This is a genomic window from Marinomonas foliarum (assembly GCF_016906065.1).
GTDB classification, from domain to species: Bacteria; Pseudomonadota; Gammaproteobacteria; order Pseudomonadales; family Marinomonadaceae; genus Marinomonas; species Marinomonas foliarum.
The window spans coordinates 2,683,258-2,710,017 of record NZ_CP070273.1; the positions used below are offsets into that span (position 1 = coordinate 2,683,258).

Below are 26,760 nucleotides of genomic sequence, written 5' to 3' on the forward strand. Positions count from 1 at the left end.
AGCAAAGACATCGTCATGCACGGATATTGAAATGCTAAGCAATGTAAACGAACTCCAGCTTGAACCAATTGATGCTGTCATCACTTGGGTCGATGGAAACTCTGCGAAACACCGTCAGAAACGACAAAAATACATGGCAATGGAGTTATTGCCATTAAATGAAAATGCGTCGAATCCTCATAGATGGATGTGTAACGATGAAATTTTGTACTGCATCCAATCAATCGAAAACCATGCTCCTTGGATAGGTAAAATCTGGATTGTTGTTGATGATGAGGGGCCAGATCTATCAAGCCTTTCTGAAAGCATTAGAGCCAAGGTGCATCTTGCTTATCACGCGGAAATCTTTGCTGGATTCACGCATGTTTTACCCACCTTTAATTCTTTGACCATTGAGAGCATGTTATGGCGAATAGAAGGGCTGAGTGAGCGATTTATCTACTTTAATGACGACGTGTTCTTGGCCGCGCCATTAAAACCGACTGATGTGTTTGATGGGCTAGCGCCTGTTTTACGAGGCAAATGGGCGGATTTTAGTAAGCGGATTAGCGGCACTGAAGCACGCGTTGATCCCGCGAAATTTCATTACTTTATGCAGGCGAATGCGGCTAAAATTCTAGGTTTTTCTGCGTCAGAGTTGTATTCCGCGGCACATGTCGTCCATCCTTTTCTACGTTCAAAGATGGCCGAATTGTTTGCTCGTTTCCCCGATTGCTTTGTTAACAATATCCAGTATAGATTCCGCAATTTAGAACAATTTCTTCCACAGGGGCTGCATAACCACGCCTGTATTTTGGATAAAGAAGCCAAACTATGCATGGTAGATGACCACCTTCATATCTCAAGCGGATATGGAAAAGGTCTGCCTCCTGCTGACACTTTAGCGATACTGAATAGAGCGACAGATCCTAGCATCAAATTTCTATGCGTTAATGATCTTCCTCAACTGGTCGAAATTATCCCAAATGCCGCAGAATGGATTGCTCAGGCTATCGGCGGTTTTCCGGTAAGCGATAGCAATTTAATCAGTGAGGGATTGTGCCCCAATCAGGGCATCGATAAATTTGGCAAAAGCATGAAGCTGCTATCTTTTGATTAGCTTTAAAGCTTAGGGCCGAATTCACATGGTTTCTTAGTTACTTGTGATTAAGCCTTTAAAAGGCAATGAACTAAAAGCGCTCTGGAGCGAGATGGCCTTAAAGCTGAGTATAGACATTGAAACGCGCAGGAGCAGATGCTGTTATCAGTCTACTGTTAAGTACGGAGTTAGGGATGTTAGATGTTGCCTAGTCCGGTAATGAAACCCAACATCAGAGCATGTCGGGGGATCAACTTTCCGTCAAAAAATAGATTAAATTCATCCGCTCGAAAGTGCCCACCTTAGCGCAATATTTGAAATTAAGTCACTCCAAAGAATAGTGGTTGTCGTATGCTATTTTACAAAACAATACATTATGCGTTTTATTTTGATGGGAAAATGAAACCTTATTTAGAATTCATGCTATACGTTGGTGGATGTTATATCGCCTTTAAATGTTGAACTTCGCTGTATTAATTAGGTAGATTTTAAAAAAGGTAATGATGCATTTTTTTCGTACATTAGACCTTATCAACTTATAATAAGCCGCTAAGATCTTTCCTATTTTTCTTATTATAGGAACTAGTCCCTGGTATTGGATGCTGATGACTCAAAATGGCTGTTTTCTTTAACTTTTCAGTATCCATATGGGAACTTGACTATGTCTTTAGATCGTACCGTTCTGACACCTTTAACTTTTTCACAGCAAGAGACTGAAATGGTTCATGCTTTGTATGCAGGGCTTACTGATCGTGAAGGATTTCATCGTTTTTTAGATTTGCTGTTAACTACGAATAACGCCTGTGCTGCGGAATTAGTGGTTGTTCGTAAGCAGCCATTGCAAATAGATCATCTTTGGTATGCTGGGCTTTCTGATGAATTTATAGATTGGTATATACAAAATAATATGATCAAGCAGGATCTGGTTTCTAGATATGCGACGTTTCAACCGCCAAGCGTATTTCATTCTGCATTATCTATATTGGACGAATTAGACGTTACTGAAGACTATAAACGCTGGCAAAAAGATCAAAACATGATCGATAGTGCTTGGCTGGTTGTTCATTGCACGGATACTCATACGACATTACTAACGATGCAACGTACCGTCGAGCAAGGTTCATTCCAGTCGCTAGAGTTGGCACGGCTTAATCATCTTGTGCCTTTTATTCGACAAGCCATTTTGTTGTATCAACAAATTGATTATCGGGCGATTGCTAAAAAAACATTGGTTAGTGTGGTCAACGCCATTCCTCAGGCAACGCTTGTATTAAATGAACAGGCGGTTGTTATTCATGCTAACCCTTTAGCGGAAAAATTTCTGTTGGAAGCGTCGTTATTATCGATTCGTAATGAGCGACTGATGTTTCAGCAGCGCGATATTCAGCAAGCCTATTTACGGTCTGCAGTGCAAGTTATTCGCGCCAGTATGGGGCAAGATGAATATGATTCAGATACGCTGTTTTTACAGCGCGAGGGTCGACCCCCCTTGATTGTACTGATAAGACCGATGGAAAGTACGGACTTATCGCAAGGTGGTGCTTTAGTGACGATAGTGGAGCCGGCGAAACGTAAATTACCTGCTGCGGCCACAATCGGACAATATTTTTCACTCTCGCCCGCTGAAGCGGATTTATGCGAAGACCTAGTCGCAGGTATGTCACTAAAAGACATATCAATAAAGAGTGGGAAAACCGAAGCCACCGTACGTTCTTACTTGAAAAATGTTTTTATTAAAACCAATCACATACGCCAAGGGGCTCTCATTAGCAGTATTTTATGCGCTTTGCTGCATTAACTAGGTCGTACTTGCTTATTTAAGACCCAGTCGCTATTCCTTCTGGCATACGAATATCATGGTGACATTACAGCGAAATTCATTGTTATTTTGCTGACAATTCTTTTTAGCCATATTGCCACTGTTCATTTTTAATCGTCCGTTGTGCTCGCTACGACACAGTGAATGTGCCTTGTTTTCAGCGTTTGTTTGAGACAAATTAAGTGCTTGCTCATAAGCAAAGTAGCTTCCGGTTGTGCCGCTCGTTTCAATGCTAATGTTGGTTGGTTGTAGTGGTTTGGCGACGGATTTTGAGGGCTGTGACTTGGTTGTTGTTTGTTGTGAGTGCGGCTTAGTTTTTTGTAATGGCGCATAGCGTTGTTCAATCCTATTCACATTCGATTGAACTTGTGTCGTCACTTGTTCCTTGTGTTCTATAAAAGCCATTTTTTGTTGTGCAGGTGTTCTTGTGGTGCTGGTTAAATCGTTCATGCTGGAGGAAAACATACTGACATCTGGACCTAAGTCACTAAAATCACTACTAGCAACGGCCACCGTCGCTGCAATCGCAATGATTCTGCCGAAGTCGAAACTGTTACGCTGATCTTGTACTTTGGCATTTTGCTGCGCTTGTTGTTCCGATTCTAAATCGCGTTTGAACTGTGCCAACATACCCGCATCAGACGGTTTCAGCCCCGAATATTTTGAACTAATAAAGGGCGTACTGATTAAATAGTCTGTGCTGGCTAACGTGGTGATTTCTTCTTCACCTTGATAGCTTACTTTGCCAATAAAAATGATATTAGCGGCCGAATAGGCCAGTGAGGTATCAGGGTTCTCTTCATAGATGTGTTTAAACATGCCCCGGCTAGGAATGGCGTAGAACTCTCCGGTTAACGTTGCGCCAGTGGCAGAATAGTAAACCCCTTCATGTGGAAATGTGATGGTTTGCTTGCTGAAAGGGTCATAGTACTGAGTCCATTCACCGGTAAAATAATCCAGCTCGCCATTAGGGTGTGGGTAAAACTTCGTGCCACTGACCGGTCTGCCATCTTTATAAAGTGTTGTGAATTCTTGATCCTTGTAGTCAATGATATAAAGGCCACTACCAATTTCACCTCCATTCCATTGACCGTGGTAGGTTACCTTTGCGAATGGTGAGTACAAAGTGCCAACACCATTAGAGCAATCTCCAGATTGGCATTCAGCCGAGCCTAAGCCATGCGGCATTTGTAGGGTCGTGCATCCAGTGCACACCAAACAAACCACTAGCAGCCAGCCTTTAAATTGAGTGATCAGCATGATTTAAAACGCCTCACAGTTTGAGGTTTGTACAACCTCTCCCTGATCAAAGCACAGGTTGGAGCCGTATTTTCCAAAACTTTCTTGTAGACCGTGGGCTTTGTCATTAACGGATCTACCAATACCACTCAGCACCTTGCCAGTGTAACGGTAGGAGCGAAGACGTTTCTCTGTGCTATCCAGCGTTATGAAATGCTGAGTGAAATAGATTCCCGGGCTGGATGGGGCTTCGCTTATGTTTAATTGATCATTCCCTTTCTTGTAAGTGTAAATAAATAAAGGATCTTTTAAGTTACTCATACTGAGTGCTAATTTAGTTCCAAAATCTTTCACAAAATCATCACCCATGACGGTAGAGTGCAAACTAATAGACACGGTATGGTCATCACCAAAGCGCTGAACATGCTTCTTTTCAGTAATAGAGTGGGAGCCATTAAAGTTGGTTCCTGTAGTCTTGATAATGTATTTACTGTCGAGAAGGTAGCTTACACCTGCGACATCTTGGTTGTTGATCAGCTTTTTACAATCGGTTGCGGTTGCGAATAATGCGCCTCCTTGCCAATGGTAAGTTTGTTGGATATTACTCCCTGCAACGGAGGATGCATCTTGGCCGATACGAGCAGCGAGTGATTTTTCTGATTTTTTGTCTTTTTTCGTGGTATCAAACAAGTTGGCAATGCTTGTAAAGCCTGATATATCTTGAAGAACGCCTTCGCTGATATCGCAGCTGCTGTAAGTGCTAGTATCTATCGGCATTTGATTGGTGCTTTTGTATTCTTTCAATTTTTGTCTAAAGTCAGCTTGGGCGCTGGTGAACTCTGGTTGCTGGAAGACTGGCAGCTCCTCTTTCTTCGCACCAGTTGCGTCCATTACCATTGATGTGGTAGAAAAACACCCTGTTAAAGTGACGGTTAATCCTGCAGTGATTAGTGTTTTTTTCATAGTCATCTTCTCTTTGGATAGGGTTTATTACTGAAATATAAACCCATTAAAGGCAGGTCAATTACCCTCATTTGAGGGGGGCATTAAAAGATTCTGGTGAATAGAGTTTTATGAGGGGTATTTATGGAAAAATTTTGCGTGATAGAAGGGGAAAACAAAAAGCCGAAAATCTAATGACTTTCGGCTTTCTGCTATTTAGTACTATGTGTTATTAGTACTGAGAGTCTTTTAATACTCGTTCGCCATAGATGCCATTTTTCGGAATCGGCGTGTAGCTAGAGTTCGCTGCGCGCATTACACGAATGCCTTCAGCGCCCGCATCACGGGCCGAAATAATGTCACCATCTGCATCACCATAATACATCTTGATGTCATTCTCTTTGATGTACTTGGTTTTTGTGTATTCAGTACGGCTTGATCCTGCAAATATGACATCGTGCATATCTTTGATATCAAACGTTTTTTTCAAATATTCGGTAGTGAAATTACAATCGGAGCCTGTACGACCTGTAATGAAATAAATGCTGTCACCACGTTCTTGGTGCATCGCAATCAACTCTTTAGCAATGTTCTTAGGCATACTAAACGCATCCCAGCCACAATTTGCCTTATCCCAAAAATCTTGGTTCGATAGGTAAGAGTAACCATTTGGTGAAAACTCTTGTTGGCCACGGTAAAAAACTGGCGTACTGAACAAGCTAGTGTCATCAATATCTAAACCAACGGCAAAAGGCGCTTTGCCTTGCAGTTCCTTCTTGATATCCGTTACAGAAATCATCTTCACATCCGTTGGCATGCCAGCAGTCGTCATATCAATGGTGGAATAGCCTTTATGAGTGTCTGGTGTTTTTGGATCCGCGTTAGCAGACAAGCTAGCGACACAAGACAGTGCAACAGTTATCGAGCGTAGAGTATGGTTCACATTGTTCCCTATAGGTTTCATTGTTAAAAGCGGGCGTATTTTATCGCTAAAATATATGACTTTCTATTAACTTGGTTTGGTTTGATTAAAGGGCAGAGTAAGCATATTTACTTTTTATAAAGGGCGGCAGTGCCAGTAAATCTTCCTGAAACATGAAAGCCAACTCCTAGAGTTGGCTTTCATGTTAGTAAGGAGTCTCTCTAGTTTTTCTTCAACCCCAAGTAGTTCTCTATCCCTTTGATCTGGTCTTCCGCGTGGTGGTTGACGTAGAGCACGGTGGTTTCTTTCCCTTCACAAATTTTCTCGATAAGAGCGAGGATAAGCTGGCGGTTCATGTCGTCTAGGCCAAGGCAGGGCTCGTCTAGGATCAATAATGGCGGGTGTTTCACCATGGCGCGGGCGATGAGTAATAAACGCTGGTCGCCGTAGGAGAGTTTGTTGAAGGGCTGGTCTGCACGATCTTTCATACCGAGTAGCTCAAGCCACTGATCAGCAATTTGCTTCTGGTTATCGGTGGATTTGCTGTACATGCCGATGCTGTCGTAGAAGCCGGAAATAATGACGTTTTTGCAGCTGGTGCTGACGCGGTATTCCCATTGCAGTGCCGTGGAAACGTAGCCGATAAATTGTTTGATTTGCCAAATGCTTTCGCCGTTACCACGTTGGAATCCGAAGACAAAAATATCGTTGGTATAACATTGCGGATGATCGCCGGTAATCAAAGATAATACGCCAGTTTTGCCGCTGCCGTTGGGGCCGCTGAGTTGCCAATGTTGGCCGCGCTCTATGGTCCAATCTAGCTTATCAACAATCACGGTATCGCTGTATTTGATGGTGGCTTGGTTAAGTCTGACCAGCGGTTGGTTTGGGTCGAGTGCTGGCAAGGTGTTGGCTGGATCAGCTTCAGGTACTTGTAGGTCTGTGGTTTTTAAATGCAGTAATTGATAAAGCTCGTTAAAGGCACTTTCGTCTTTTTTGTCTACTGTTAGCGCCAGTTCACCCTTGTCCACATAGGCGACATGAGTAATAAACTCAGGCATTTCATCGAAGCGGTTGAGCACTAAGATCATAGGTGTGGTGTCTATGATGGAAACCAGATGCGCTTGCAACATGACAAGCGTATCTACGTCTAAGCCATCAAAAGGTTCATCTAAAATTAATAAATCCGGTTTGCTCGATAGGGCGCGAATCAGCATGACTTTGCGTGTTTCGCCGGTGGAGAGTTTACGAAAGGCGCGGTCGAGCAGTTTGGTCAAACCGAATTTTTCTACCAAGGCGTGGGCAAGCTCTGGGTCTTGGCAGTTTTCAAAAATCATTTCATGTAAAGGCGTGCCGAGGGAAATCACGTCCATAATGTCGGCATCGTCTTTTTTCAGCTCTTTGGCAATCAGCTCCGCTTGGGCCTCAAAAGACACCACCCCCACATTTTTTGGCAGACCAGTGACTGTGCCATTTTCAATATCGCCCACGCCTGCTAGCACAGCAGCCAAGGCCGATTTGCCCGCACCATTTGTGCCAGTGATGACCCAATGCTGGTTCGGCTCAATGGTCCAGTCGATCTCGCTTAGGGTAAAGCGATCATCAAAGTTCACTGTTACTTTGTTGAGGAGGATGTTGTCTAAGCGGATGCTGTCCATGGTATTTCCTAATGTTTTGTTTAGAACCAGTAGAGACAAAAAAGCCGAGATTATTTATAGAAACAATCTCGGCTTTTTGTGTTTAATTTCTAGAAGAAATTAAACAATCTTCTTCATGTCTGCCATGTGGCCGCGTAATACCGCGCCAACTGCTTCTACTGGGTGAGAGCGAAGAGCTGCGTTTACTTCGATTAGGCGAGCGTTGTCTACGCCGTTATCGTCAGTAGCAAGACCTTTACCTATCACGTCAGTTTTGATGTCTTTCATGAAGTCACCTAGCAATGGTAGGCAAGCGTGGTTGTATAGGTAACAACCGTATTCCGCTGTATCAGAGATTGTCGCGTTCATTTCGTAAAGTTTCTTACGAGCAATTGTGTTCGCGATTAGTGGCGTTTCGTGTAGTGACTCGTAGTAAGCAGATTCTGCGATGATGCCTGCAGCAGTCATAGTTTCGAAAGCAAGCTCAACGCCGGCTTTAACCATAGCAACCATCAAAATACCGTTGTCGAAGAATTCTTGCTCAGAAATTTCTACATCGCCAGCTGGTGTCTTCTCGAAGTTGGTTTCCGCTGTGTCTGCACGCCATTGGTGAAGATTTTTATCATCATTCGCCCAGTCTTCCATCATTACGCGAGAGAAAGTGCCGTTGATGATGTCGTCTTGGTGCTTGTTGTAAAGCGGGCGCATGATTACTTTTAGCTCTTCAGAAAGATCGAATGCTTTGATCTTAGCTGGGTTAGAAAGACGATCTAGCATGTTAGTCACGCCGCCGTATTTCAATGCTTCAGTGATGGTTTCCCAACCGAATTGGATCAAGCGAGATGCATAGCCAGCGTCGATGCCTTCTTCAATCATTTTGTCGAAGCAAAGGATAGAACCAGTTTGTAACATACCACAAAGGATAGTTTGCTCACCCATTAGGTCAGATTTAACTTCTGCGATGAAAGAAGACATCAAAACGCCTGCTTTGTGACCGCCAGTACCAACAGCGTAAGCTTTCGCTAGTGCAAGACCTTCGCCTTTAGGATCGTTGTCTTCGTGAACCGCGATAAGTGTTGGAACACCGAAACCACGAACGTATTCAGCGCGAACTTCAGAGCCTGGGCACTTAGGTGCAACCATGATGACTGTAAGGTCGTCACGTACTTGCATGCCTTCTTCTACGATGTTGAAACCGTGAGAGTAAGATAGGCAAGCGCCTTCTTTCATAAGAGGCATAACGGCTGTAACAACTGGAGTGTGTTGCTTATCAGGTGTTAGGTTCAATACAACATCAGCTGTTGGGATCAAATCTTCGTAAGTACCTACAACAAAACCGTTTTCAGTCGCATTTTTCCAAGACTGACGTTTTTGTGCAATCGCTTCAGGGCGCAATGCGTAAGAAACATCTAGTCCAGAATCACGTAGGTTCAAGCCTTGGTTAAGACCTTGTGCACCACAACCGATAACAACCATTTTTTTGCCTTTAAGCGCTTCTACGCCGTCTGCAAATTCAGAGCTGTCCATGAAGCGACATTTTGCTAGTTGAGCTAGTTGCTCGCGTAGCGGCAAAGTATTGAAGTAATTAGCCATGATAAACACACCTTTTAAATTAATTTATCAGCGATAAAAACACGCGGATATTAAAAATGGATGACACAGTCGCCAAGCAATGATTTTCCTGACATTCTGCGAGTAGGGTTAATCTATCCTAGTAGAACCTTTTCGTAAATTGATATATTCGCAATATAGTATCCCATTTATTGCAATCATGATTTATGATGAGTAAACAGCAATAGGGTGCAGGCTTCATTATGAATATAAAAACGCTTAAGCAGTTTCTCGCCTTAGCGGAAACGTTGAATTTCGGACGCGCCAGTGACGAATGTCACATCAGTATTTCTGCCATGTCACGAAACATCCGACACTTAGAAGACGAGCTCGGCGTGGCTTTGTTTAACCGTGATAATCGCACTGTAGTATTAACCCAAGAAGGACAGAAATTTCTCAAGTACGCTCGCGATACCAGCCGACAATGGAACTTGATTCGTCATGAATTGACAGATAATTCCGACCAGCTTAGTGGTGAAATCAGTCTTTATGGATCAGTCACAGCGAGTTATAGTTTTTTGTATGAATTACTGCGTCGTTTTCGTATTGCTTATCCAGCGATTGAGATAAAGCTACGTACTGGCGATCCAGAGCATGCGATTGCGCATATTCTGGATGGTAAAGAGGACATTACCATTGCTGCCCGCCCAGCTAACTTGCCTCGTGGCTTAGCCTTTAAGCCAATCGCTATTTCGCCTTTGTTGTTTATTGCGCCACTTGAACAGCAAGTGCCGAATGTTCCAACCAACACGCCAACGTCGCCAGAGGAGTGGGCTAATATCCCAATGATTCTTTCTGAAGGTGGTGTATCTCGAACACGTATTGACGAATGGTTTCGTCAACTCGACATCGCGCCAAGGATTTATGCTCAAGTCACCGGTAATGAGGCGATTGTGAGCATGGTGAGTTTGGGTTTTGGTATCGGAGTTGTGCCAAAAATCGTCTTGGATAACAGCCCATTGGTGGATCGAATTAAGGTGCTGGATGTGCAGCCAGAGTTGGAGCCTTATGATATTGGCCTGTTTACACTCAAGAAAAGTTTGAAGAACCCATTGGTAGAAGCATTTTGGAGTTTAATGGAAGAGGAGGCTAAATAGCCTCCTCTTTTAAGTATTGGAGTTTAACGATTTGGCTGTAGCTGGAGTATTACTTCCAACCACCTTGGTCCATTAGTTTAACCGCTTGGCGGTTGTTTTCACCTAATACACTCAAAGACACTTTATCAGCTTTGAATTCACCAAACGTCGCTAGGCTTTTTGGTGGCGCCACGCCTTCAATCACGGCGTATTCGTTGTTCACGTTGGCGTACCATTCTTGGCTTTGCTTATTGGTTAAGAAGTCGATTAATTGTTTAGCATTGTCTGTGTTTTTAGAGGATGCCGTGATGCCAATACCGCTGACATTGACGTGAGCACCACGCTCGTTAGCCGCTTGGTTAGGCCAGAACATTTTTAGTTTATCAAACACTGCACGGTCTTCTTTTTTGTTGCTTAAACCTAAACGGCCAAAGTAATAGGTGTTTGCGACAGCGATATCACAAACGCCTGCTGCCGCGGCTTTAATTTGATCTGTGTCACCGCCAGCTGGTGGACGTGCAAAGTTAGCAACTAGACCTTTGATCCATTCCAACGTTTGTTTTTCACCATTGGCATCGATCATGGAAGCAACCAAGGATTGGTTGTAGATGTTGCTAGAAGATCGAATGCAGATTTTGCCTTTCCATTTTGGATCAGCTAGGTCTTCGTAAGTCGATAAATCAGCAGCGGAGACAGTTTCAGGGTTATAGAATATAACGCGAGCACGCTGAGACAAGCCATACCAGTAACCGTCACGATCCTTTAGATGCTCAGGTACAACTTTATTTAAGTTGCTTGTTTCAAACGCCTGGAGCACACCTGCTTCTTTTGCGCGATATAAACGTCCTGCATCAACCGTGATGAATACGTCGGCAGGGCTGGCGTCACCTTCTGATTGCAGACGGCTTAGCAAAGCGTCTGCACTGCCGGTAATTAGGTTTACTTTGACGTTATTTTCTTTTGCATAAATGTCTAGCAAAGGAGCAATCAGTGCTTCGCTGCGCGCTGAATAGACATTGACCTCACCACTGGCGTGGGCAGAAGTACTGCTCAAAGCAAGCATAGTTGTTGCACCAGCTAGGGTTAAAAGCGATGTTTTTATTGTTGGACGTTTCATTACAAGTTCCTATCTATCAGAGTGGGATTTATAAATTGTTTTGTATGTGACAGATAGTAATGCAAATCGTTCCTGTTAACATTTATTTTTTTTAGGTTATTGGAATACATGACAAACACAATTTCGACCGTTTGATTTTGCTTCGTATAATGCTTTATCTACCATCTCGAGAGCGTCGTCTAATGGAAGGTTTGGAGTTAATTCAATGACTCCTGCAGAAAAAGTTATGTAGATTGATTTATGATTGATCATAAATGGGGTTGTTGCCATGTGTTTGCACAAGCTTTCCGCCATGCCCAACGCGCTTTTTATGCTTTTTCCGCGCATTAAAATATAAAACTCTTCGCCCCCAACACGGAATGCGTGGTCTGTTTCGTGTAGCTGGCTTTGTAGCCAGCTAGCAATTAACTGCAGTGTCCGATCTCCTCCGCCATGACCAAACCTATCGTTTATTTGCTTAAAGAAATCGATATCCAATGTCATTAAACTGAGCTTTTGCTCTGAACTCTTCTGTTCGTTAAGTGCCTCTTGGATGGTAAGATTAAACTCTCTTCGATTAGACATTCCGGTTAATGGATCAGTACGAGTTGCTTTGTCTAACTTACGAATTAATTCGTTACGTTCTGTTACTTCTAGCATGACACCAACTTGGCCGATTGCTTGCCCTCCTGCATTTGTGAAAGCGGCTTTATTAAATTCCATTTCATGGAGAGAGCCATTGCAAAATCTTACTTCTGCTTCATAGCGTTGAGTGCCACCTTTTGCCAATAATTCACAATCAGCTTCATAGTAAATATCAGCGAGGTGTTTAGGGGCAATATCATAAACAGAATGGCCGACGACTTCGTCCCGGGGGCGTCCAATAAATTCACAAAATGCGGTGTTACATCCGCGATAAATATGGTGTTGGTCTTTAAAAAAAATGGGGGCAGGAATAGCGTCGATAATGACCTGTAAAACATCGTCGTCTGTCTTGCGTGTTCTTGTCAGGGCAAATTTTGAGAACTCAGATAGAAGCCAGCTGATCAGGTGCTCATCATGGTGGGCAAAGCAGTTATCTGCCCCTCGATTTATCCATTTAGCGCTGACTTCTAAGCTCCATTCATCAACAATGACAATGGTTTTTCTGGACGGGATTAAGAGGATGTCTTCTGCACTGATATCATTTTCTGCAATGAGTACCAGTGAAAGTGCGGGGGACTGCTTAATCTGTTGAATGGGGAGCCATTCAACAGTGTGTCCATGTGTTTGTAACTTTGTATTTAATTGCGCCTTCCATGATGCTAATTGTGGTGAAAAATACAGTATAGAAGGGATCATTATTACTCATTCTTATCGATTTGCAACAGTCGTGATATTCTCATAAGAGCCGTTTGAATTGTGTAAGAAAATGTAGTTTTTTTATGAGTGGCGTTTTTATCCCTGCGATTTTTGGACCTTAAAATACATTGATGGGGGGTTGTGTTCGAAAACTGGAGTAAAATATCAATAAACATTCATATTTGACTGTTTCGTTGAAGTTGAAAAAGTGGACAATAATGACCTTTCAAACACCTTACATTTCAGCAGGTAATCATGACGTCAACTTTCTCTCCTGAGGAAACGGTTTCTCGCCGTGTCCAATACTTGCGCGTGTTTATTTTGGGATTCAGCGCTTTTATATTTAATACGACAGAGTTTGTACCGGTTGGGTTATTGTCTGACATAGCGCAGAGTTTCTCGACTTCCCCTGCTCAAGTAGGCTGGATGCTGACGGTTTATGCGTGGATAGTGGCGCTGATGTCACTCCCAATGATGCTCCTCACTCGTAAGTTAGAGCGAAAATCTCTGTTGATGGGATTATTCGCGCTTTTCATTGTTAGTCATATTTTGTCTGTGATTGCGTGGGATTTTACGACCTTACTGATTAGTCGTATTGGTATCGCATTTGCGCACGCCGTTTTCTGGTCTATTACTGCCTCTATTGCGATTCGTGTTGCTCCACAAGGTAAACATACTTTTGCTTTAAGTGTCTTAGCCACAGGTACTGGACTGGCTATGGTTTTAGGTGTTCCGGCTGGACGTATTATTGGTCAGCTTATGGGGTGGCGTACTACCTTTGCTTTTATTGCCGTGATTGCACTTATTATTATGCTGGTCATGTATCGTTTGTTACCGAACTTACCTAGCTTGTTTTCTGGCTCTATGAGTAAAGTTCCTGAGGTTTTGCGTAATCGTGCGTTATTAGGAATGTACTTGTTTATCTTCGTGATATTTTCTGCTCATTATACGGCCTATAGTTATATTGAGCCTTTCTTGCATGAAGTTGGTGGTGCCAGTGGGCAATTCACAACCACAATTCTGCTGTTATTTGGAATGGCAGGGATAATTGGGAGTGTGTTGTTTAGCTATTTTGGTGATAAAGCCAATGCGCAAATGTTGGTTTCTAGCGTTGTAATCATTACATTATGTATGGGCATGCTGTATTTTGTGACCCCGAATAACTACTGGCTTATTAGTTGCGTGTTGTTTTGGGGCGCAGCTCTGATGATTATTGGCTTGAGTATGCAGATCCGAGTACTGAATGTTGATGGCAGTGCAGCGGATATTATTATGTCTTTGTACTCCGGTATCATTAATTTAGGTATTGGTGCAGGAGCGTTGATCGGTAGCCAAGTTATTCAGAGAGTTGGTTTGGAAAGTGTTGGATTATCTGGCGCTGTATTAGGAGTATGTGCGTTTGGTGTTGTCATTATGATACTCAAAAACACGAAAAAAGCGGATGGATAACAGGCTAATATGTTTACTTGGTTAAATGCGTCTATGACCAGAAAAATCAGCGGCCTTTCATTTGTGCTGTTGGCCTTTCTTTTTATTGTGATTCTCTACACGGCTTATAAATCCCAGAAAATCTATAAAGATATTCAAGAAGTTTCCAAAATCGACATTCCTTTATTGGAAGTGATTACTGATATCGAAATTCTCCAACTTAAACAGCATCTTTGGATGGAAGGTATTCGTCTACAGGGGGATGTTTTTTTTGAGGACGAAAATCTTCGGAAAAAAGGTATGCAAGGTTTTGATCAGTTTAATCAGCGTCTTGCCACACAGCTTGAGAGAGCGATTAGCATTCTCCATTCTGCTTTAGCTCTGGACAGTGTGCGCATTAATGTTGCAGACCACCAAGTTTTACTGAAAAAAATCAAAGATCTACATAGTCACAGAGTCAGTTTTGAACATGCCTTTGTGCAGTTTATAAACAAAGACCAACACTCTGATATTGACTGGAATAATGTAGAGAAGCAAGACAACGCTTTGGATGACGAAGCAAATGAATTACTAATGAGTATCGATCAATTGGCTATTCAAGTTGCCTCATCTGTAGAAAAGCAAGAGCGAGACTTCTTGGTTATGAGTGCTACATTGGGCTTTGTCGCATTTGTCATTGGTATTTATTTAACGCTTCATACTATTTTGTCTTTTCGTCGTAAGGTGGATGTATTGCGTGGGCAGATTGACTCTTTACATAGATCAATGCCACATGATGCGGATGCAAATACCCCACGCTATAAAGGTACCGATGAGCTAGATGAGTTGGAGAAAGACCTCAGAATTTTGATTGGACGATTTTCTCAGGAGCGAGAGAGTCGTGATGAAGTCGAAAGTAAATTAATCGAGCTTGCCACACGAGATAAGTTGACTGGCGCCTTTAATCGCCACAAATGGGATGAGCAAATTAAGTATGAATTAGTACTCGCTCAAAGTGGGCATCATTTTAGTTTAATTTTATTAGATGTTGATTACTTTAAGAAAATCAATGACTCATACGGTCATGATGTCGGTGATAATGTGCTTAGGGTATTGGTTAAAACACTCCACCGCCGTCTACGTCAAACCGATGCACTGTTTCGAGTGGGTGGGGAAGAATTTGCCATATTGCTTAAAGATACCAATCTTGAAGAGGCTGAGTTTTTGGCAGACCAATTGCGTAAATCTATCGAGTCACTTAACGACCCCGATATTCCAAGTTTTACAATTAGTCTGGGTGTTACTGAGTACCAGCACCTTGACGACCAAAGCCGAATGATAAAACGCACCGACATATTGCTGTATGAAGCCAAAGGGGCAGGGCGTAATCGCATTATGGTTGGTTAGCTGGTTGATAAAAAGAAGCGATTTTTTGCAATCGGTTGACCATTCACGAGGATTTCCACCTCATGCAGGCCGTCATAATAAACTCGAGTGGTGATGGCTTTGAAAGGGTGTTTCTTGCTCATAGAGACTTGCTTACCAGCTTCCAATATCGTTTTTTTCCACTTAAAAACCTTAGCTGATGTTTTGCCATTTTTCTTTTGATGGTGAATAACGTAATCGATCATCAAGCTTTGATCACTTTCACTGGTGGATTCTAGTAACAGTGAAAATTCTAAGTTGCCATTTAGCTTCACTTGTTCTTCATGAACTTCCAACTTAATACTATCTAACTTTGGTCTGCCGTAGCCGAATACTTCGAGAGCTTTATCATTACCTTGTTTTAATAAGGTTCGACATGCATGGCGTATCAGCTTTTGACGGTTTATATCGGCACCTTGCATCCATTTTTCGGCAATGTCTGCTACAAGGTCAGGGTGATCTTTGGCAATGTCATTAAGGTTATTGGCCACCGAGCGGCGCACGTATTCTTCTGGATCGTCTTTCAGTTCTTCAAGCAACTCAATAACGGGTGCTGGATTCAGAATAAAACTCGGCAACTGCATAGCCCAAGGTAAGCGTGGTCGCGTGCCTTCGGAGATGAGGCGTCGTACGTGTTTGTTGTCGTCTTTCAGCCAGCTTCTGAGTACTTCGAGAGTTTTTTCTTGGGACGTCAATAAGAAAAATCGAATGCTGAATTCGGACGTAAATCGACGGGTCATAGCGTTCAACAAAGTCATGGAAAAATCATGATGAGCAAGACCATGAAGACCTACATAATCGCCCATTGGCATCACTGCCCAGCCTGTAATACCGTCACTTTCGATTATTAGTTCCTCGTTGGATTCTGGCGCTAAGGCGGCTAGTAAAATTTGACCTGCGTGTTCGAAATCCTTTGGCAAATATTGGCTCATCGCAGCGGTGATTTGTTGAGAGCGTGCTTTGAGTTCCAATGCTTCAAGTTGATGAGAGGCGGCATCAATAAAGCCTTGTTTATCGAAGTCTTGCCAATGGCGTTGAAAGTGTTCCGCCATATGGTTGATAACATGGTTATTGAAGAGGTTTTTAAAGGGTTCTGACATACGTTTATCTTCTTGGGTGATAGCTTAAAGAGTAACCTTATCGTTTCGTGATGTCAGTTGTTGTCAGCATATTCAAATATATTTGAATACAGAATGAAGAAATTGATTATGCTGTGTTTACTTTTGTATGAAGCTTAGTCGATCAAGGAGAGAGGGATGTTTATTGCTGTTTATGAGTTTGAAATCAAAGAAGGGACGGAAACGTCTTTTCGTGCTGCATGGTTTGACGTCACAAAAGCGATTTATAAAAACTGTGGTAGCTATGGCTCAAGACTGCACACGTCAGATAAAGCCAATATTTTGGTGGGTTATGCTCAATGGCCAAGCCGAGATCAATGGGACAAGATCAATGATCTTGTCGATGGGGCTTACCAAAGCGCACGTAATGAAATGCGCAGCTGCCTAGTTCAGTCAAAAACGATTTATGAACTTGAAGTCTGTGATGACTATCTGCAAACCACTATCGCATCGGAGTGATATAAAGGGTATTTTGGTAAGTTGTTATCTCTTCACCTTCAATTTATTCTGGGATAAATAGTCCATTTTTAGATAAAGGAGCAATTTGATGCAGCATTCACCTCTTTCTGTACAAGTAACACGTGGCGGTATTGTTGAAAGTGAGCACAATATTAAAGCCGTTATTGTTTCAAGCATGGGTGAAGTCATTGAATCTTGGGGCGATGTAGATGCCTTGGTTTACCCTCGCAGTGCAATTAAAGCAATGCAGGCGTTGGCTTTTATCGAGATGGGAGGGGCGGAACGTTTTGGGTTCAGTGACGATGAAATTTCCATTTGTTGTGCGTCTCATAATGGTGAACCGGAACATGTGGCAACTGTGCAAAGTATGCTGGATAAATTGGCATCGTCTGAAGCAGATTTTGAGTGTGGTTGTCATTGGCCAATGCGCGTTGAAGCGGGTTATGTGTTAGCAGGCGAAGGAAAAGAGCCAAATCAACTGCATAATAACTGCTCGGGCAAGCATGCGGGTATGCTGGGCTTAGCGAAATTACTTGGTGTTTCATCAGAAGGTTACATTGGCATTGATCACCCTGTGCAGCAGAAGATTGCCGATACCATGGCGGATATGTGTGACTACGATTACAGCACAGCACCTTGGTCCCCCGATGGTTGCTCCGCACCTACATGGGCGATGCCCCTAACGAACCTTGCTTTGGCATTTGCTAAGTTTGCTAGCCCTGATAGCTTATCAACAGAGCGCCAAAAAGCCTGTAAAACCTTATATGACGCAGTAGTCGAGTATCCTTTTATGGTGGCTGGGACGGCGCGTTATTGTACCGATATGATGAGAATCCTACAAAAGCGCGTCTTTTTAAAAGTAGGAGCTGAAGGTGTTTATATTGCAGCTATTCCAGAATTGAAGCTTGCGATAGCGCTAAAGTGTGATGATGGCGCTGTTCGAGCTGCAGAGTCCGTCATGACCGCATTATTGGACCATGTGGGTATTACATCTTTTGTTGCGGATAACATCATGCAGAAATACCGTTCTGTTACGTTAAAAAATTGGGAAAAGCGCAAAACAGGTGAGGTTGTTTGCTCAACCTCTGCGTAATTTATTCGCTCAAATGAATCTCGGTTGAGGATTTCACCGTTCGCAGCGACACCGAGGTTTGGAATTTTCGGATGTTGGCTTCGGTGTGAAGCACTCTATCGACAAAGCTTTCAAAAGCTTGGATATCTGGCACAGTGACGACCATCATAAAATCATAGCTGCCTGTGATTTGGTAGCAGTGTCTCACTTCTGGCGCTTTGCTAACGACGCGTTTAAAAGCGTCGTACACATCTTTTCGATCCCGCTCCATTTCTACTGATACTAGAAGAGTCAATTTATTACCGCTCAGTTCGGGATTCACAATAGCAACGTCACCGACGATGATGTTGTCATCTCTCAGGCGTTTTACCCTTTTATGGCAAGCTGGTGGCGATAATCCTACTTCTTCGGCCAGTTCAACATTTGCGATGCGATTATTTCGTTGCAAGATGACTAGGATTTTTCGGTCTATTTTGTCTAATTCCATAAATTTCTCAAAACAATAGTTATACGACTAGAAATTTCTTAATAGCTTTTATATTAAAAATATTAGACGTTATCAATTATTAAATTGATCAACATATTTCTTCTTATCTCAATAGACTTCATCCATACATTGTTTGGAGCAAGAGAAGTGAATAAACGTATATCCCGTTGGATTGGACTTTTGTGGAATGGTCTCTGGAAAGAGATCATTGATGTTACTTGGACGCTTTATAAAATCATGATTCCGATGATTATCGTGATCAAGGTTATTGAAGAGTTTGGTGGTATAGAACTGCTAAGTCACTGGCTGAGTCCTGTTATGTCTTTGGTTGGCTTGCCCAGTGAAATGGGGTTGGTATGGGCAACAACACTGGTTACCAATATGTACGCTGGGCTTGTGGTCTTTATGAGTATGGATGCCGACTTAACCGTCGCTCAAGTCTCTATTTTAGGAACGTTATTGCTGCTCGCGCATTCATTGCCAGTAGAGGTTGCGGTGGCTAAAAAAGCCGGAGTAGGTATTGTTGCGACACTAGTGATTCGTCTGGGTGGTGGCTTATTAATGGGTTGGATACTTCACCATATTTATCAAAGCGGAGATCTATTAAACACAACTGCTCACACTGTGTGGAAACATACACCAACCAGTGACCCTAGCTATATGGCCTGGGCGCTTGATCAACTACAAAGCCTTGCGATGATTTTTGTGGTAATCGCCGCGTTAATGACACTGTTACGTTTGCTTAAATTACTGGGCATTGAAAAGCTCATGGGGATGTTACTTAAGCCGATCTTGTCTGTGCTGGGGATCAGCCGGGAGGCAACAAACTTAACGGTTGTTGGCATCACGCTAGGGGTGTCATTTGGTGGCGGTTTGCTTATTAACGAAGCAAAACGAGGTCATATTTCTCCCAGAGATATTTTCGTCGCCATGATGTTGTTGAATTTATTGCACAGCTTGATTGAAGATACTTTGCTGGTTCTTTTAATAGGCGCTGACTTTATGACGATCTTTTGGGGGCGAATTGTTTTTTCAGTGGCCGTGATTAGTGTGTTGGTTTTTGTGCTTAAGAGAATGGATGAAAGAACATGCCGTAAGTATTTGTATAAGAAAATTAGTCGTTAGAGTAGCTGGGTAATAAGGTTTAGCGGATTAGGCGGATAAAATCCGCCTAATCCGTTTTCTAATTATGTTCACAAGCTATTTTTTGTAGCCTAGCTTCTCAGAAATACTGCTTGCTGCATCTTGCAGCAAGCTAACATATTGATCAAACTTTTCGCTAGAGTGGCGCAATGTCGGAAAGGATACGCTGAGCCCAGCTATAACATTGCCAAGACGGTCGTATATTGGTGCAGCAATGCAACGTAGCCCTTCCTCTTGTTCCTCATTATCGACACCATAGCCTTGGCTTTTCACGTCGTTTAGCTCTTCTAACAGCGAATCAACAGAGACATGAGTCTTTGCAGTGGATGGAATAAAGTCTACTTTTTCAAAGATTTGTCTAATATCACTCTCTGAGCGTTCTGCCAAAAGCACCTTACCAATTGCGGTTGAATACAACGGGTTACGCCCGCCGATACGTGACTGCATTCGTAAGTTATATTGCGCATCGACTTTGTAGATATAGATAATACTATCGCCATCACGTACGCCTAAATGCAGTGCTTCTTTTGTCTTTTCGCCAATGCTAGCCATGTAAGGCTCGGTCAGGGACACCAGATCAACGTATTCTAATGCTTTTGAACTGACTTCAAATAATTTTAGCGTTAGCCAATAACGGTCATCGTCGCCTTCTTGGGAAACAAATCCCAGCATTTTCATGGTTTGTAGGAAACGATAGACAGTGCTCTTTGAGCTCATGACTATTTGAGATAATTCGGTAATACCAAGTGACTTGTGCTCAGCTAAAGCTGTAATAATGGCGAACATCTTCATTACAGATGAAACAGGTTCAATTTGTAGAGCGTTTTCTTCGTTATTCATAAGTTTCATTTTTTTTGAAATGGGATTTTGTCTATTTACTATATGACATTTTTTTATCTAACAACACCCCAACTCATATAAATGCACGTTAACGTGCAAGCCAACCACCATCGACGGCAATGGTATAGCCGTGAACATAACGAGAGGCTTCAGATGCTAAAAAGACGATAGGGCCGGCCATGTCTTCTGGTGTTCCCCAGCGGGCAGCAGGGATTCTGCCTAAAATTTCTTCGGACCTGCTTTCGTTGGCTCTTAATGCTTCAGTATTGTTGGTCGCCATGTAGCCTGGTGCGATGGCATTGACATTGATGCCATGTTTTGCCCATTCATTAGCGAGTGATTTTGTTACGCCCATAACGCCACTTTTCGATGCGGTGTATGAAGGCACTCGAATACCACCTTGGTAAGACAACATAGAAGCGATGTTAATAATATTACCAGGTGTTCCCTGAGCAATAATTTGTTTAGCAAAGCCTTGGCACATGAAGAAGAGTGATTTGATATTGAGATCCATGACCTCATCCCAGTCTTTTTCGGTAAAATCTAATGCGTCGTTACGACGAATGATGCCAGCATTATTGACAAGGATATCGACTTTTCCAAAGGCGGCAACGGCCTCTTTTATAACATGATCAACACTGTCCATCTTGCTCATGTCTGCATTTACGTTGTGAAATTTCCGACCTGCTTTTTGGATCAAATCGATTGTTTCTGCAGGGTCGCTTCTATTAACACCAACGATGTCTGCGCCTGCATTGGCTAGTGCTAGTGCCATGCCTTGTCCCAGACCTGTATTGCATCCAGTGACAATGGCTACTTTACCCGTCAGATCGAACATAGTACTTCCTCTTTATTATAGTGATAGCAGCATGCATCGCGGCTGTTTTTCATATTGTAGAGCTATACTAGAAGAACAATTTTCAAATGACAATGTTAATTTTATTTTATTGAAACATCATTTCATTTTTATTTTATTGTATTGTGAAAAATATTGAATATTGTTTTTCTATTGGTATAGTTGAGTGGTATGACTTATTAATTCAGGACTGCGACACCGTAGCCTCTACAACAATAATTGCTGAGAATTATTCAGACAAAATTAGGAGAGAATGATGAAAATTGCATTAATGATGGAGAATAGCCAAGCGGGTAAAAACGCAACGATTTTGGAGCAGCTCAATACAGCTGTAGAGCCATTTAATCATGATGTATTTAATGTCGGAATGGATGGCGAGAACGATCATCACCTGACTTATATCCACTTAGGTATCATGGCTAGCCTTTTGTTGAATTCAAACTCAGTGGACTTTGTGGTTTCTGGTTGTGGCACAGGACAGGGCGCTATGATGTCGTTAAATGCTCATCCAGGCGTGGTATGTGGCTATTGCTTAGAACCATCTGACGCGTTTCTGTTTAATCAAATCAACAATGGCAATGCTATTGCTATGGCGTTCGCTAAAGGATTTGGTTGGGCGGCAGAATTGAATGCTCGCTACATTTTCGAAAAAGCATTCTCAGGTCCTCGTGGGCAGGGCTATCCAGTAGAGAGAAGAGAGCCGCAAGTGAAGAATGCAGGTATCCTTAATCAAGTGAAAGCGGCGACAATGAAAGACAGCTATTTGGATGGGTTAAAAGCGATGGATCAAGAATTGGTTCGCACTGCCGTGGCAGGAAGTCGCTTCCAGCAATGTTTCTTTGATAACAACCAAAACCCAGAGATCGAAGCTTACGTACGTTCACTGATTTAATCTAAGCAGTATTCGCTAGCCTTCAAAAATAAAGGCGCTTCAGCAATGAAGCGCCTTTATTATTTCCCACCTTTTTGTCCCAAATAATTTTTAATCGAGTTGTTTAGTCAATAACCTCATAGACCGAAGAAGGATGGCAAGAATAGGGTGATGACTGGAACGTAAGAGATCAGCGCGAGTAAGCTGAACAGAACAAAGTAGAAGGGGGCGAGCGCGACAATGACTTTTTCGACTTTTACCTTGGCAACGGTAGCCCCGACGAATAAGCCGGTACCAACAGGCGGTGTGATAGTGCCGATGGCAAGGTTGAACACCATGACAACGCCGAAGTGCACAGGATCGTAGCCAACTTTCATGGCAATTGGTAATAAAATTGGTGTGAAGATCAAAATCGCCGGCCCAATATCCATAAAGCAGCCTATTACCAGTAATAAGATATTGATGATCAGCATAACCATGATCGGGTCGTTAGAAATCCCTAGGATCAAAGCCGATATCGCTGCCGGAATACCAGTGAATGCCATGGCAAATGACAAGGTGGCAGATGCTGCTAAAAGCAACATGATGGTGCCAGTAATGTGCGATGTTTCGATTAGGAACTTAGGCAAAGCGCGAAGCGGTGTGGTTTTATGGATGAAGAATGCCAAAATCATGGTGTAAATGACCGCAATACCAGAGGCTTCTACTGGCGTCACCACGCCCATAACAATCCCACCAATAATAAACACGATGAGGAATAAGCTAGGAATGGCATCAAGAGTTATCTTAACGGCTTCTTTAAAAGGCACTCGATCTGACAATGGGTATTTGCGTTTTTTGGCAATAATAACGGTGACTAGCACCAAGCCCAGCGCCCAAATAACACCTGCTACAGCGCCACCCAAGAACAAAGCAGCGACAGAAGTGCCACCAGAAATTAACGAGTAAATGATAAAGGCTGTGGTGGGTGGCACCAACATGCCCGTTGGGGCTGAGGCGATATTCACTGCTGCGGCAAAGGATCTGTCATAGCCTTCTTTGGCTTGAATCGGCACCATAACGCTACCAATTGAAGTAGACGCCGCAATGGCCGAGCCAGAAATACAGCCAAATAATACGTTACCCGCGATGTTAGTTTGCGCTAAAGAGCCTGGAATACGTCCAGCCATGAGTTTTGCGAAGTTAACCAAGCGAATGGCAATGCCGCCGGAGTTCATAATGACACCAGAGAGAATGAAAAACGGTACGGCTAACAGAGAAAAACTGTCTAAGCTCGCCACCATTTTTTGGGCAGAAGTAAAGAGTGCCATGTCCACAGGCACCATCATGGTGACAGCGGCTAATGACGAGGCAACCAAGGAAATAGCCAGTGGTAACCCTAAAAGAGACAGGATAGAAAACGTAATAATGAGCACAAGGCTCGCTTCACCCGCCATGTTTATTCTCCCATGCTTAGTGGTTGATCGATATCAGAGCCAGTCTTGGTATTCATTGGTTCTTTTAATACATCAATCAAATTCAAAATAGCGTACAAAATCAGCAATACTCCGCAGACGGGTAAAGCCGCGTAAAAACTCGACATCGGCATTTGCAGTACAGCGGTGAGTTGTTTCGAAGCGATTTGCATGCTGTGTAAACCGCCCAGAATCAGTACGTAAATGCTGAAAATAATAAAGCTGATAGGGACTAACATCTTAAGGAGTTTTTGAAATCTACCGCGCGAAATATCGCGCAGTAGATCAATGGCCATATGAGAACCGCGGCCAGCAGAATAAGCCGCTCCTAATAGAGACAACCAGACCAATCCTAACCTTAGTAACTCTTCGGTGTAAGTCGAAGGGTCGTTGAATACATAACGGCTGATTACCTGCCAGCTAAGTATCACGACCATACTAAGGAGTAAGAAAGAACACGTTGTCCCTAGACAGATGTCTAGGAAACGTCTTATTTTTGGCATTATTTTGACTCCGCTTGCTGGCGGATTGCCTGATAAACCTTATATTTTTCTGGATCTGATTTTAGCTCTTCATACATTGGCTGAACGGCCGCTTGAAACTCGCTAACATCTGGGTAATAAAAGGTCACACCGAATTTTTCTTCGCTCATGGTTTTTGCGTCGTTAACGGCTTTTGTCCAGGCTTTCTTTTGGAACTCAGTAGACTCTTTTGCCGCTTCTTCAACTGCTGTACGCTGGTCTGGTGTTAAGCGATCCATGGTTGCTTTCGAGATCAACACAATATCTGGCACACGAGAATGTACGTCATAAGAATAGTGTTTCGCGACTTCGGCATGACGAGCAATCGTTAGGGCAAACTCATTGTTCTCCGCGCCATCTAATACGCCTTGCTGAATTGACGAATAGACGTCAGCTTGGCCCATCGCGATAGGCGAGCCACCCAGCATTTTTACCATCTTGATAGATGTTGGGCTTTGCATTACACGGATTTTGAGACCTTTCAGATCATCCACATTACGAATGATTTTTTCTGAGGTATAGAAGCTACGAGCACCACTGTCGTAATAGGTTAGGCCCAAAATACCTTCGCCTTTCGATGACTCATAAATCGGTGTGGTGATTTTGGAGTTATCCATCACATTGTAGAAATGCTCTTGGCTATCAAATAAGTAAGGCATGGAAAAGACACCATACACAGGAGCAAAACTTTCCATTAGGCCGCCACTGACTTTTGTCATGTCTAGCAGGCCAGCTTGTAGTAACTCGACCATTTCACGTTCGCCACCTAATTGGCTGTCAGGGAAAAAGGTGACAGTGACATCGCCTTTTGTTTTCTGATCTACTAATTCGGCAAATTTCTTCATCGCTTCTACGGTTGGTGTCGCGTTACTAGCGTAGCCAAAACGTAAGTTCTCTGCGTAAGCGGATGCCGACGCTAGCCCTAAGCTAATTAGGGTAAGTGCTGTGGTAAATAATTTGGTTTTCATTTTCTTATCCTTTTTATGTTTATTGTTGATCTAAGAAATTGATAGCTGAGTTTCCTTTAACCTCAGCTAGATATAGCGACGCAAATATTCGCTAAGACATAAAATCGCCATGGCTTGTCCATAAGGCATAGAGGTGATTTTGATGTTTTTGTAATACTCTAAATCGTCACCCATGGCGGTACCAAAAGAGGTGTTTTGCAGTTCGCCTTGCGCGTCAATGTTGCCATAGACCGCTTTGATGGCTTTTTCCGCAATAGGTAAATAGTCACTAGAGAGATAGCGTTTGCGTACGGCTTTTAAAATGCCATAGGCGAATCCCGCGGAGGCGGACGCTTCTAGGTAAGTGCTGCTATCGTCTAACAAGGTGTGCCAGAGGCCATCGCTGTGTTGTAGTTCGCTCAAGGCTTTGACTTGGCGTTCTAAAGTAGATAACAAGAAGCGGCGAATCGGATCGTTTTCAGCCAAATCCAATAATTCAATAAATTCAGGAATCACAATGGTGACCCAGCTATTACCGCGAGCCCATAAAGCATCGGCAAAGTTGTGGTTACCTTCGAACGTCCAGCCGTGAAACCAAAGGCCGCTTTTTGAATCCATTAGGTATTGGATATGAGTCAAAAATTGGTATTTTGCTTCTTCTACATAGTCGGGTTTATTAAGTAATTTGCCTATTTTGGCGAGCGGCAGGACGCTCATCATTAAGGTGTCGTCCCACATTTGGTTGTGGTTTACGCTGTTATAAACGGTGTGCTGAAGACCGCCTTCTTGCACGCGGGGCATTTCGTACATGACCCATTCTGCCCATTCTTCCAAATACGGCTGCCAAGACTCTTTTGGCGTACGTTCATGCAAACAAGCCAGTGTTAAAAAAGGTGCAACCGTGTTGATGTTTTTAGTTGGCGTGCCTTCACTCAGGCGTTGTTCAAACCAATCGTGAATAATTTTTAGCGTGTCTGGGTTGTTGGTGATTTGCCAATATTTGAATAAACCATATAAGCCAATGCCATGAGTCCATTCCCAGCCTGCCCAACCTTTGGTGTCGATCACTCGACCGTCTTCAAGGCGTAGCAGAAAGTCACCGGTAGTGTCTTCAATATTAATGAGATTTTGAGTTAAAAGATCGATTGCTTCGACGACTTGATCGCGTGAAACAACATGCTTCTTTTCTCTTAGTAATTCATGCATTTTTAATCCCTTTGTTATTTTTGGATTGGCTTCATGTCTTGTTTAATATAAATCACAATATTTCTATTTGAAATGAATATCTAAATTTATATTTTCAAATAAATATTTTTAATGAAACATTGTTTCTAAAATTAAAATAGTTAAAAAAATATAGCCTCTACGAAAGACTATATTTTCTGATAGCTACTCTATT

The 26,760-nt window shown here is 42.8% G+C and carries 24 protein-coding genes; 9 read left to right on the top strand and 15 right to left on the bottom strand.

All coding sequences use genetic code 11. The annotated features are described in order from the left end of the window. Positions 1 to 31: 31 nt before the first annotated feature. The gene (locus tag JSY38_RS12450; protein ID WP_205113462.1) at positions 32 to 1,099 is read left to right on the top strand and encodes a Stealth CR1 domain-containing protein; all 1,068 of its coding nucleotides are present in this window, start codon (positions 32 to 34) and stop codon (positions 1,097 to 1,099) included. A 640-nt stretch (positions 1,100 to 1,739) separates the two neighbouring features. Next, positions 1,740 to 2,876, top strand: a complete 1,137-nt coding sequence (locus JSY38_RS12455) for a helix-turn-helix transcriptional regulator (RefSeq protein WP_205113463.1) — start codon at positions 1,740 to 1,742, stop codon at positions 2,874 to 2,876. A gap of 33 nt (positions 2,877 to 2,909) precedes the next feature. Here JSY38_RS12455 and JSY38_RS12460 read toward each other — a convergent pair whose 3' ends face one another. From JSY38_RS12460 to ilvC, 5 genes are all read right to left on the bottom strand, one after another. Next, positions 2,910 to 4,157: a hypothetical protein gene (locus tag JSY38_RS12460; RefSeq protein WP_205113464.1), complete on the bottom strand. Its 1,248-nt coding sequence runs from the start codon at positions 4,155 to 4,157 to the stop codon at positions 2,910 to 2,912. A 3-nt stretch (positions 4,158 to 4,160) separates the two neighbouring features. Further along, positions 4,161 to 5,099, bottom strand: a complete 939-nt coding sequence (locus JSY38_RS12465; RefSeq protein WP_205113465.1) for a lipoprotein — start codon at positions 5,097 to 5,099, stop codon at positions 4,161 to 4,163. A 211-nt stretch (positions 5,100 to 5,310) separates the two neighbouring features. After that, positions 5,311 to 6,021 (bottom strand): acid phosphatase AphA, encoded by a 711-nt coding sequence (gene aphA, locus JSY38_RS12470; RefSeq protein ID WP_205113466.1) that lies wholly within the window; start codon positions 6,019 to 6,021, stop codon positions 5,311 to 5,313. Between the two features lie 200 nt (positions 6,022 to 6,221). Next, entirely contained in the window at positions 6,222 to 7,658 is a 1,437-nt protein-coding gene (gene modF, locus JSY38_RS12475) for a molybdate ABC transporter ATP-binding protein ModF (protein WP_205116809.1), read from the bottom strand. A gap of 99 nt (positions 7,659 to 7,757) precedes the next feature. Beyond that, on the bottom strand, positions 7,758 to 9,230 hold the full coding sequence (gene ilvC, locus JSY38_RS12480; protein WP_205113467.1) for a ketol-acid reductoisomerase: 1,473 nt from the start codon (positions 9,228 to 9,230) through the stop codon (positions 7,758 to 7,760). A gap of 221 nt (positions 9,231 to 9,451) precedes the next feature. Here ilvC and ilvY point away from each other — a divergent pair, with 221 nt between their 5' ends. Further along, a complete protein-coding gene (ilvY, locus tag JSY38_RS12485) occupies positions 9,452 to 10,345 on the top strand; it encodes an HTH-type transcriptional activator IlvY (protein ID WP_114411251.1) in 894 nt (297 codons plus the stop codon). A 49-nt stretch (positions 10,346 to 10,394) separates the two neighbouring features. Here ilvY and JSY38_RS12490 read toward each other — a convergent pair whose 3' ends face one another. Both JSY38_RS12490 and JSY38_RS12495 read right to left on the bottom strand, forming a co-directional pair. Beyond that, on the bottom strand, positions 10,395 to 11,441 hold the full coding sequence (locus JSY38_RS12490) for a Fe(3+) ABC transporter substrate-binding protein (protein WP_205113468.1): 1,047 nt from the start codon (positions 11,439 to 11,441) through the stop codon (positions 10,395 to 10,397). 96 nt (positions 11,442 to 11,537) lie between these two features. Beyond that, positions 11,538 to 12,761, bottom strand: coding sequence for a GGDEF domain-containing protein (locus JSY38_RS12495; RefSeq protein WP_205113469.1), 1,224 nt, complete (start codon positions 12,759 to 12,761; stop codon positions 11,538 to 11,540). Positions 12,762 to 13,016: 255 nt separating this feature from the next. Here JSY38_RS12495 and JSY38_RS12500 point away from each other — a divergent pair, with 255 nt between their 5' ends. Further along, positions 13,017 to 14,210, top strand: coding sequence for a sugar transporter (locus JSY38_RS12500; RefSeq protein ID WP_205113470.1), 1,194 nt, complete (start codon positions 13,017 to 13,019; stop codon positions 14,208 to 14,210). Between the two features lie 9 nt (positions 14,211 to 14,219). Continuing rightward, positions 14,220 to 15,575 (top strand): GGDEF domain-containing protein, encoded by a 1,356-nt coding sequence (locus tag JSY38_RS12505; RefSeq protein ID WP_205113471.1) that lies wholly within the window; start codon positions 14,220 to 14,222, stop codon positions 15,573 to 15,575. On the opposite strand, the gene JSY38_RS12510 is transcribed toward JSY38_RS12505, so the two are convergent. After that, a complete protein-coding gene (locus tag JSY38_RS12510; RefSeq protein WP_205113472.1) occupies positions 15,572 to 16,693 on the bottom strand; it encodes a DNA alkylation repair protein in 1,122 nt (373 codons plus the stop codon). The genes JSY38_RS12505 and JSY38_RS12510 overlap by 4 nt on opposite strands. Before the next feature lie 156 nt (positions 16,694 to 16,849). Between JSY38_RS12510 and JSY38_RS12515 the strand changes: the two genes are divergently transcribed. Together JSY38_RS12515 and JSY38_RS12520 are read left to right on the top strand one after the other, a co-directional pair. Further along, positions 16,850 to 17,170 (top strand): antibiotic biosynthesis monooxygenase, encoded by a 321-nt coding sequence (locus tag JSY38_RS12515; RefSeq protein WP_114411245.1) that lies wholly within the window; start codon positions 16,850 to 16,852, stop codon positions 17,168 to 17,170. An 88-nt stretch (positions 17,171 to 17,258) separates the two neighbouring features. Continuing rightward, entirely contained in the window at positions 17,259 to 18,263 is a 1,005-nt protein-coding gene (locus JSY38_RS12520) for an asparaginase (RefSeq protein ID WP_205113473.1), read from the top strand. A gap of 1 nt (position 18,264) precedes the next feature. Here JSY38_RS12520 and JSY38_RS12525 read toward each other — a convergent pair whose 3' ends face one another. Next, the gene (locus tag JSY38_RS12525) at positions 18,265 to 18,729 is read right to left on the bottom strand and encodes an Lrp/AsnC family transcriptional regulator (RefSeq protein ID WP_114411243.1); all 465 of its coding nucleotides are present in this window, start codon (positions 18,727 to 18,729) and stop codon (positions 18,265 to 18,267) included. Between the two features lie 147 nt (positions 18,730 to 18,876). Between JSY38_RS12525 and JSY38_RS12530 the strand changes: the two genes are divergently transcribed. Beyond that, the gene (locus tag JSY38_RS12530) at positions 18,877 to 19,854 is read left to right on the top strand and encodes a hypothetical protein (protein WP_205113474.1); all 978 of its coding nucleotides are present in this window, start codon (positions 18,877 to 18,879) and stop codon (positions 19,852 to 19,854) included. Positions 19,855 to 19,929: 75 nt separating this feature from the next. Here JSY38_RS12530 and kdgR read toward each other — a convergent pair whose 3' ends face one another. Both kdgR and kduD read right to left on the bottom strand, forming a co-directional pair. Beyond that, complete coding sequence (kdgR, locus tag JSY38_RS12535; protein WP_205113475.1) at positions 19,930 to 20,712, bottom strand: DNA-binding transcriptional regulator KdgR; 783 nt, start codon at positions 20,710 to 20,712, stop codon at positions 19,930 to 19,932. Between the two features lie 88 nt (positions 20,713 to 20,800). Further along, on the bottom strand, positions 20,801 to 21,550 hold the full coding sequence (gene kduD, locus JSY38_RS12540; RefSeq protein ID WP_114411240.1) for a 2-dehydro-3-deoxy-D-gluconate 5-dehydrogenase KduD: 750 nt from the start codon (positions 21,548 to 21,550) through the stop codon (positions 20,801 to 20,803). A 274-nt stretch (positions 21,551 to 21,824) separates the two neighbouring features. On the opposite strand from kduD, the gene JSY38_RS12545 reads away from it, so the two are divergent. After that, positions 21,825 to 22,460, top strand: coding sequence for an RpiB/LacA/LacB family sugar-phosphate isomerase (locus JSY38_RS12545; protein ID WP_114411239.1), 636 nt, complete (start codon positions 21,825 to 21,827; stop codon positions 22,458 to 22,460). A 116-nt stretch (positions 22,461 to 22,576) separates the two neighbouring features. On the opposite strand, the gene JSY38_RS12550 is transcribed toward JSY38_RS12545, so the two are convergent. From JSY38_RS12550 to bglB, 4 genes are all read right to left on the bottom strand, one after another. Then, the gene (locus JSY38_RS12550; protein WP_205113476.1) at positions 22,577 to 23,875 is read right to left on the bottom strand and encodes a TRAP transporter large permease; all 1,299 of its coding nucleotides are present in this window, start codon (positions 23,873 to 23,875) and stop codon (positions 22,577 to 22,579) included. A gap of 2 nt (positions 23,876 to 23,877) precedes the next feature. Next, positions 23,878 to 24,396, bottom strand: coding sequence for a TRAP transporter small permease (locus tag JSY38_RS12555; protein ID WP_205113477.1), 519 nt, complete (start codon positions 24,394 to 24,396; stop codon positions 23,878 to 23,880). Beyond that, positions 24,396 to 25,382: a TRAP transporter substrate-binding protein gene (locus JSY38_RS12560; RefSeq protein WP_205113478.1), complete on the bottom strand. Its 987-nt coding sequence runs from the start codon at positions 25,380 to 25,382 to the stop codon at positions 24,396 to 24,398. Before JSY38_RS12560 ends, JSY38_RS12555 begins: the two co-directional genes overlap by 1 nt. A 66-nt stretch (positions 25,383 to 25,448) precedes the next feature. Continuing rightward, a complete protein-coding gene (gene bglB / locus JSY38_RS12565) occupies positions 25,449 to 26,567 on the bottom strand; it encodes a beta-galactosidase BglB (RefSeq protein WP_205113479.1) in 1,119 nt (372 codons plus the stop codon). Between the last annotated feature and the right edge of the window lie 193 nt (positions 26,568 to 26,760).

Coding starts and splice junctions, on each gene's coding strand:
- JSY38_RS12450 (WP_205113462.1), top strand. CDS start 32: ATGCTAAGCAATGTAAACGAACTCCAGCTTGAACCAATTGATGCTGTC.
- JSY38_RS12455 (WP_205113463.1), top strand. CDS start 1,740: ATGTCTTTAGATCGTACCGTTCTGACACCTTTAACTTTTTCACAGCAA.
- JSY38_RS12460 (WP_205113464.1), bottom strand. CDS start 4,157: ATGCTGATCACTCAATTTAAAGGCTGGCTGCTAGTGGTTTGTTTGGTG.
- JSY38_RS12465 (WP_205113465.1), bottom strand. CDS start 5,099: ATGAAAAAAACACTAATCACTGCAGGATTAACCGTCACTTTAACAGGG.
- modF (WP_205116809.1), bottom strand. CDS start 7,658: ATGGACAGCATCCGCTTAGACAACATCCTCCTCAACAAAGTAACAGTG.
- ilvC (WP_205113467.1), bottom strand. CDS start 9,230: ATGGCTAATTACTTCAATACTTTGCCGCTACGCGAGCAACTAGCTCAA.
- ilvY (WP_114411251.1), top strand. CDS start 9,452: ATGAATATAAAAACGCTTAAGCAGTTTCTCGCCTTAGCGGAAACGTTG.
- JSY38_RS12490 (WP_205113468.1), bottom strand. CDS start 11,441: ATGAAACGTCCAACAATAAAAACATCGCTTTTAACCCTAGCTGGTGCA.
- JSY38_RS12495 (WP_205113469.1), bottom strand. CDS start 12,761: ATGATCCCTTCTATACTGTATTTTTCACCACAATTAGCATCATGGAAG.
- JSY38_RS12500 (WP_205113470.1), top strand. CDS start 13,017: ATGACGTCAACTTTCTCTCCTGAGGAAACGGTTTCTCGCCGTGTCCAA.
- JSY38_RS12505 (WP_205113471.1), top strand. CDS start 14,220: ATGTTTACTTGGTTAAATGCGTCTATGACCAGAAAAATCAGCGGCCTT.
- JSY38_RS12510 (WP_205113472.1), bottom strand. CDS start 16,693: ATGTCAGAACCCTTTAAAAACCTCTTCAATAACCATGTTATCAACCAT.
- JSY38_RS12515 (WP_114411245.1), top strand. CDS start 16,850: ATGTTTATTGCTGTTTATGAGTTTGAAATCAAAGAAGGGACGGAAACG.
- JSY38_RS12520 (WP_205113473.1), top strand. CDS start 17,259: ATGCAGCATTCACCTCTTTCTGTACAAGTAACACGTGGCGGTATTGTT.
- JSY38_RS12525 (WP_114411243.1), bottom strand. CDS start 18,729: ATGGAATTAGACAAAATAGACCGAAAAATCCTAGTCATCTTGCAACGA.
- kdgR (WP_205113475.1), bottom strand. CDS start 20,712: ATGAATAACGAAGAAAACGCTCTACAAATTGAACCTGTTTCATCTGTA.
- kduD (WP_114411240.1), bottom strand. CDS start 21,550: ATGTTCGATCTGACGGGTAAAGTAGCCATTGTCACTGGATGCAATACA.
- JSY38_RS12545 (WP_114411239.1), top strand. CDS start 21,825: ATGAAAATTGCATTAATGATGGAGAATAGCCAAGCGGGTAAAAACGCA.
- JSY38_RS12550 (WP_205113476.1), bottom strand. CDS start 23,875: ATGGCGGGTGAAGCGAGCCTTGTGCTCATTATTACGTTTTCTATCCTG.
- JSY38_RS12555 (WP_205113477.1), bottom strand. CDS start 24,396: ATGCCAAAAATAAGACGTTTCCTAGACATCTGTCTAGGGACAACGTGT.
- JSY38_RS12560 (WP_205113478.1), bottom strand. CDS start 25,382: ATGAAAACCAAATTATTTACCACAGCACTTACCCTAATTAGCTTAGGG.
- bglB (WP_205113479.1), bottom strand. CDS start 26,567: ATGCATGAATTACTAAGAGAAAAGAAGCATGTTGTTTCACGCGATCAA.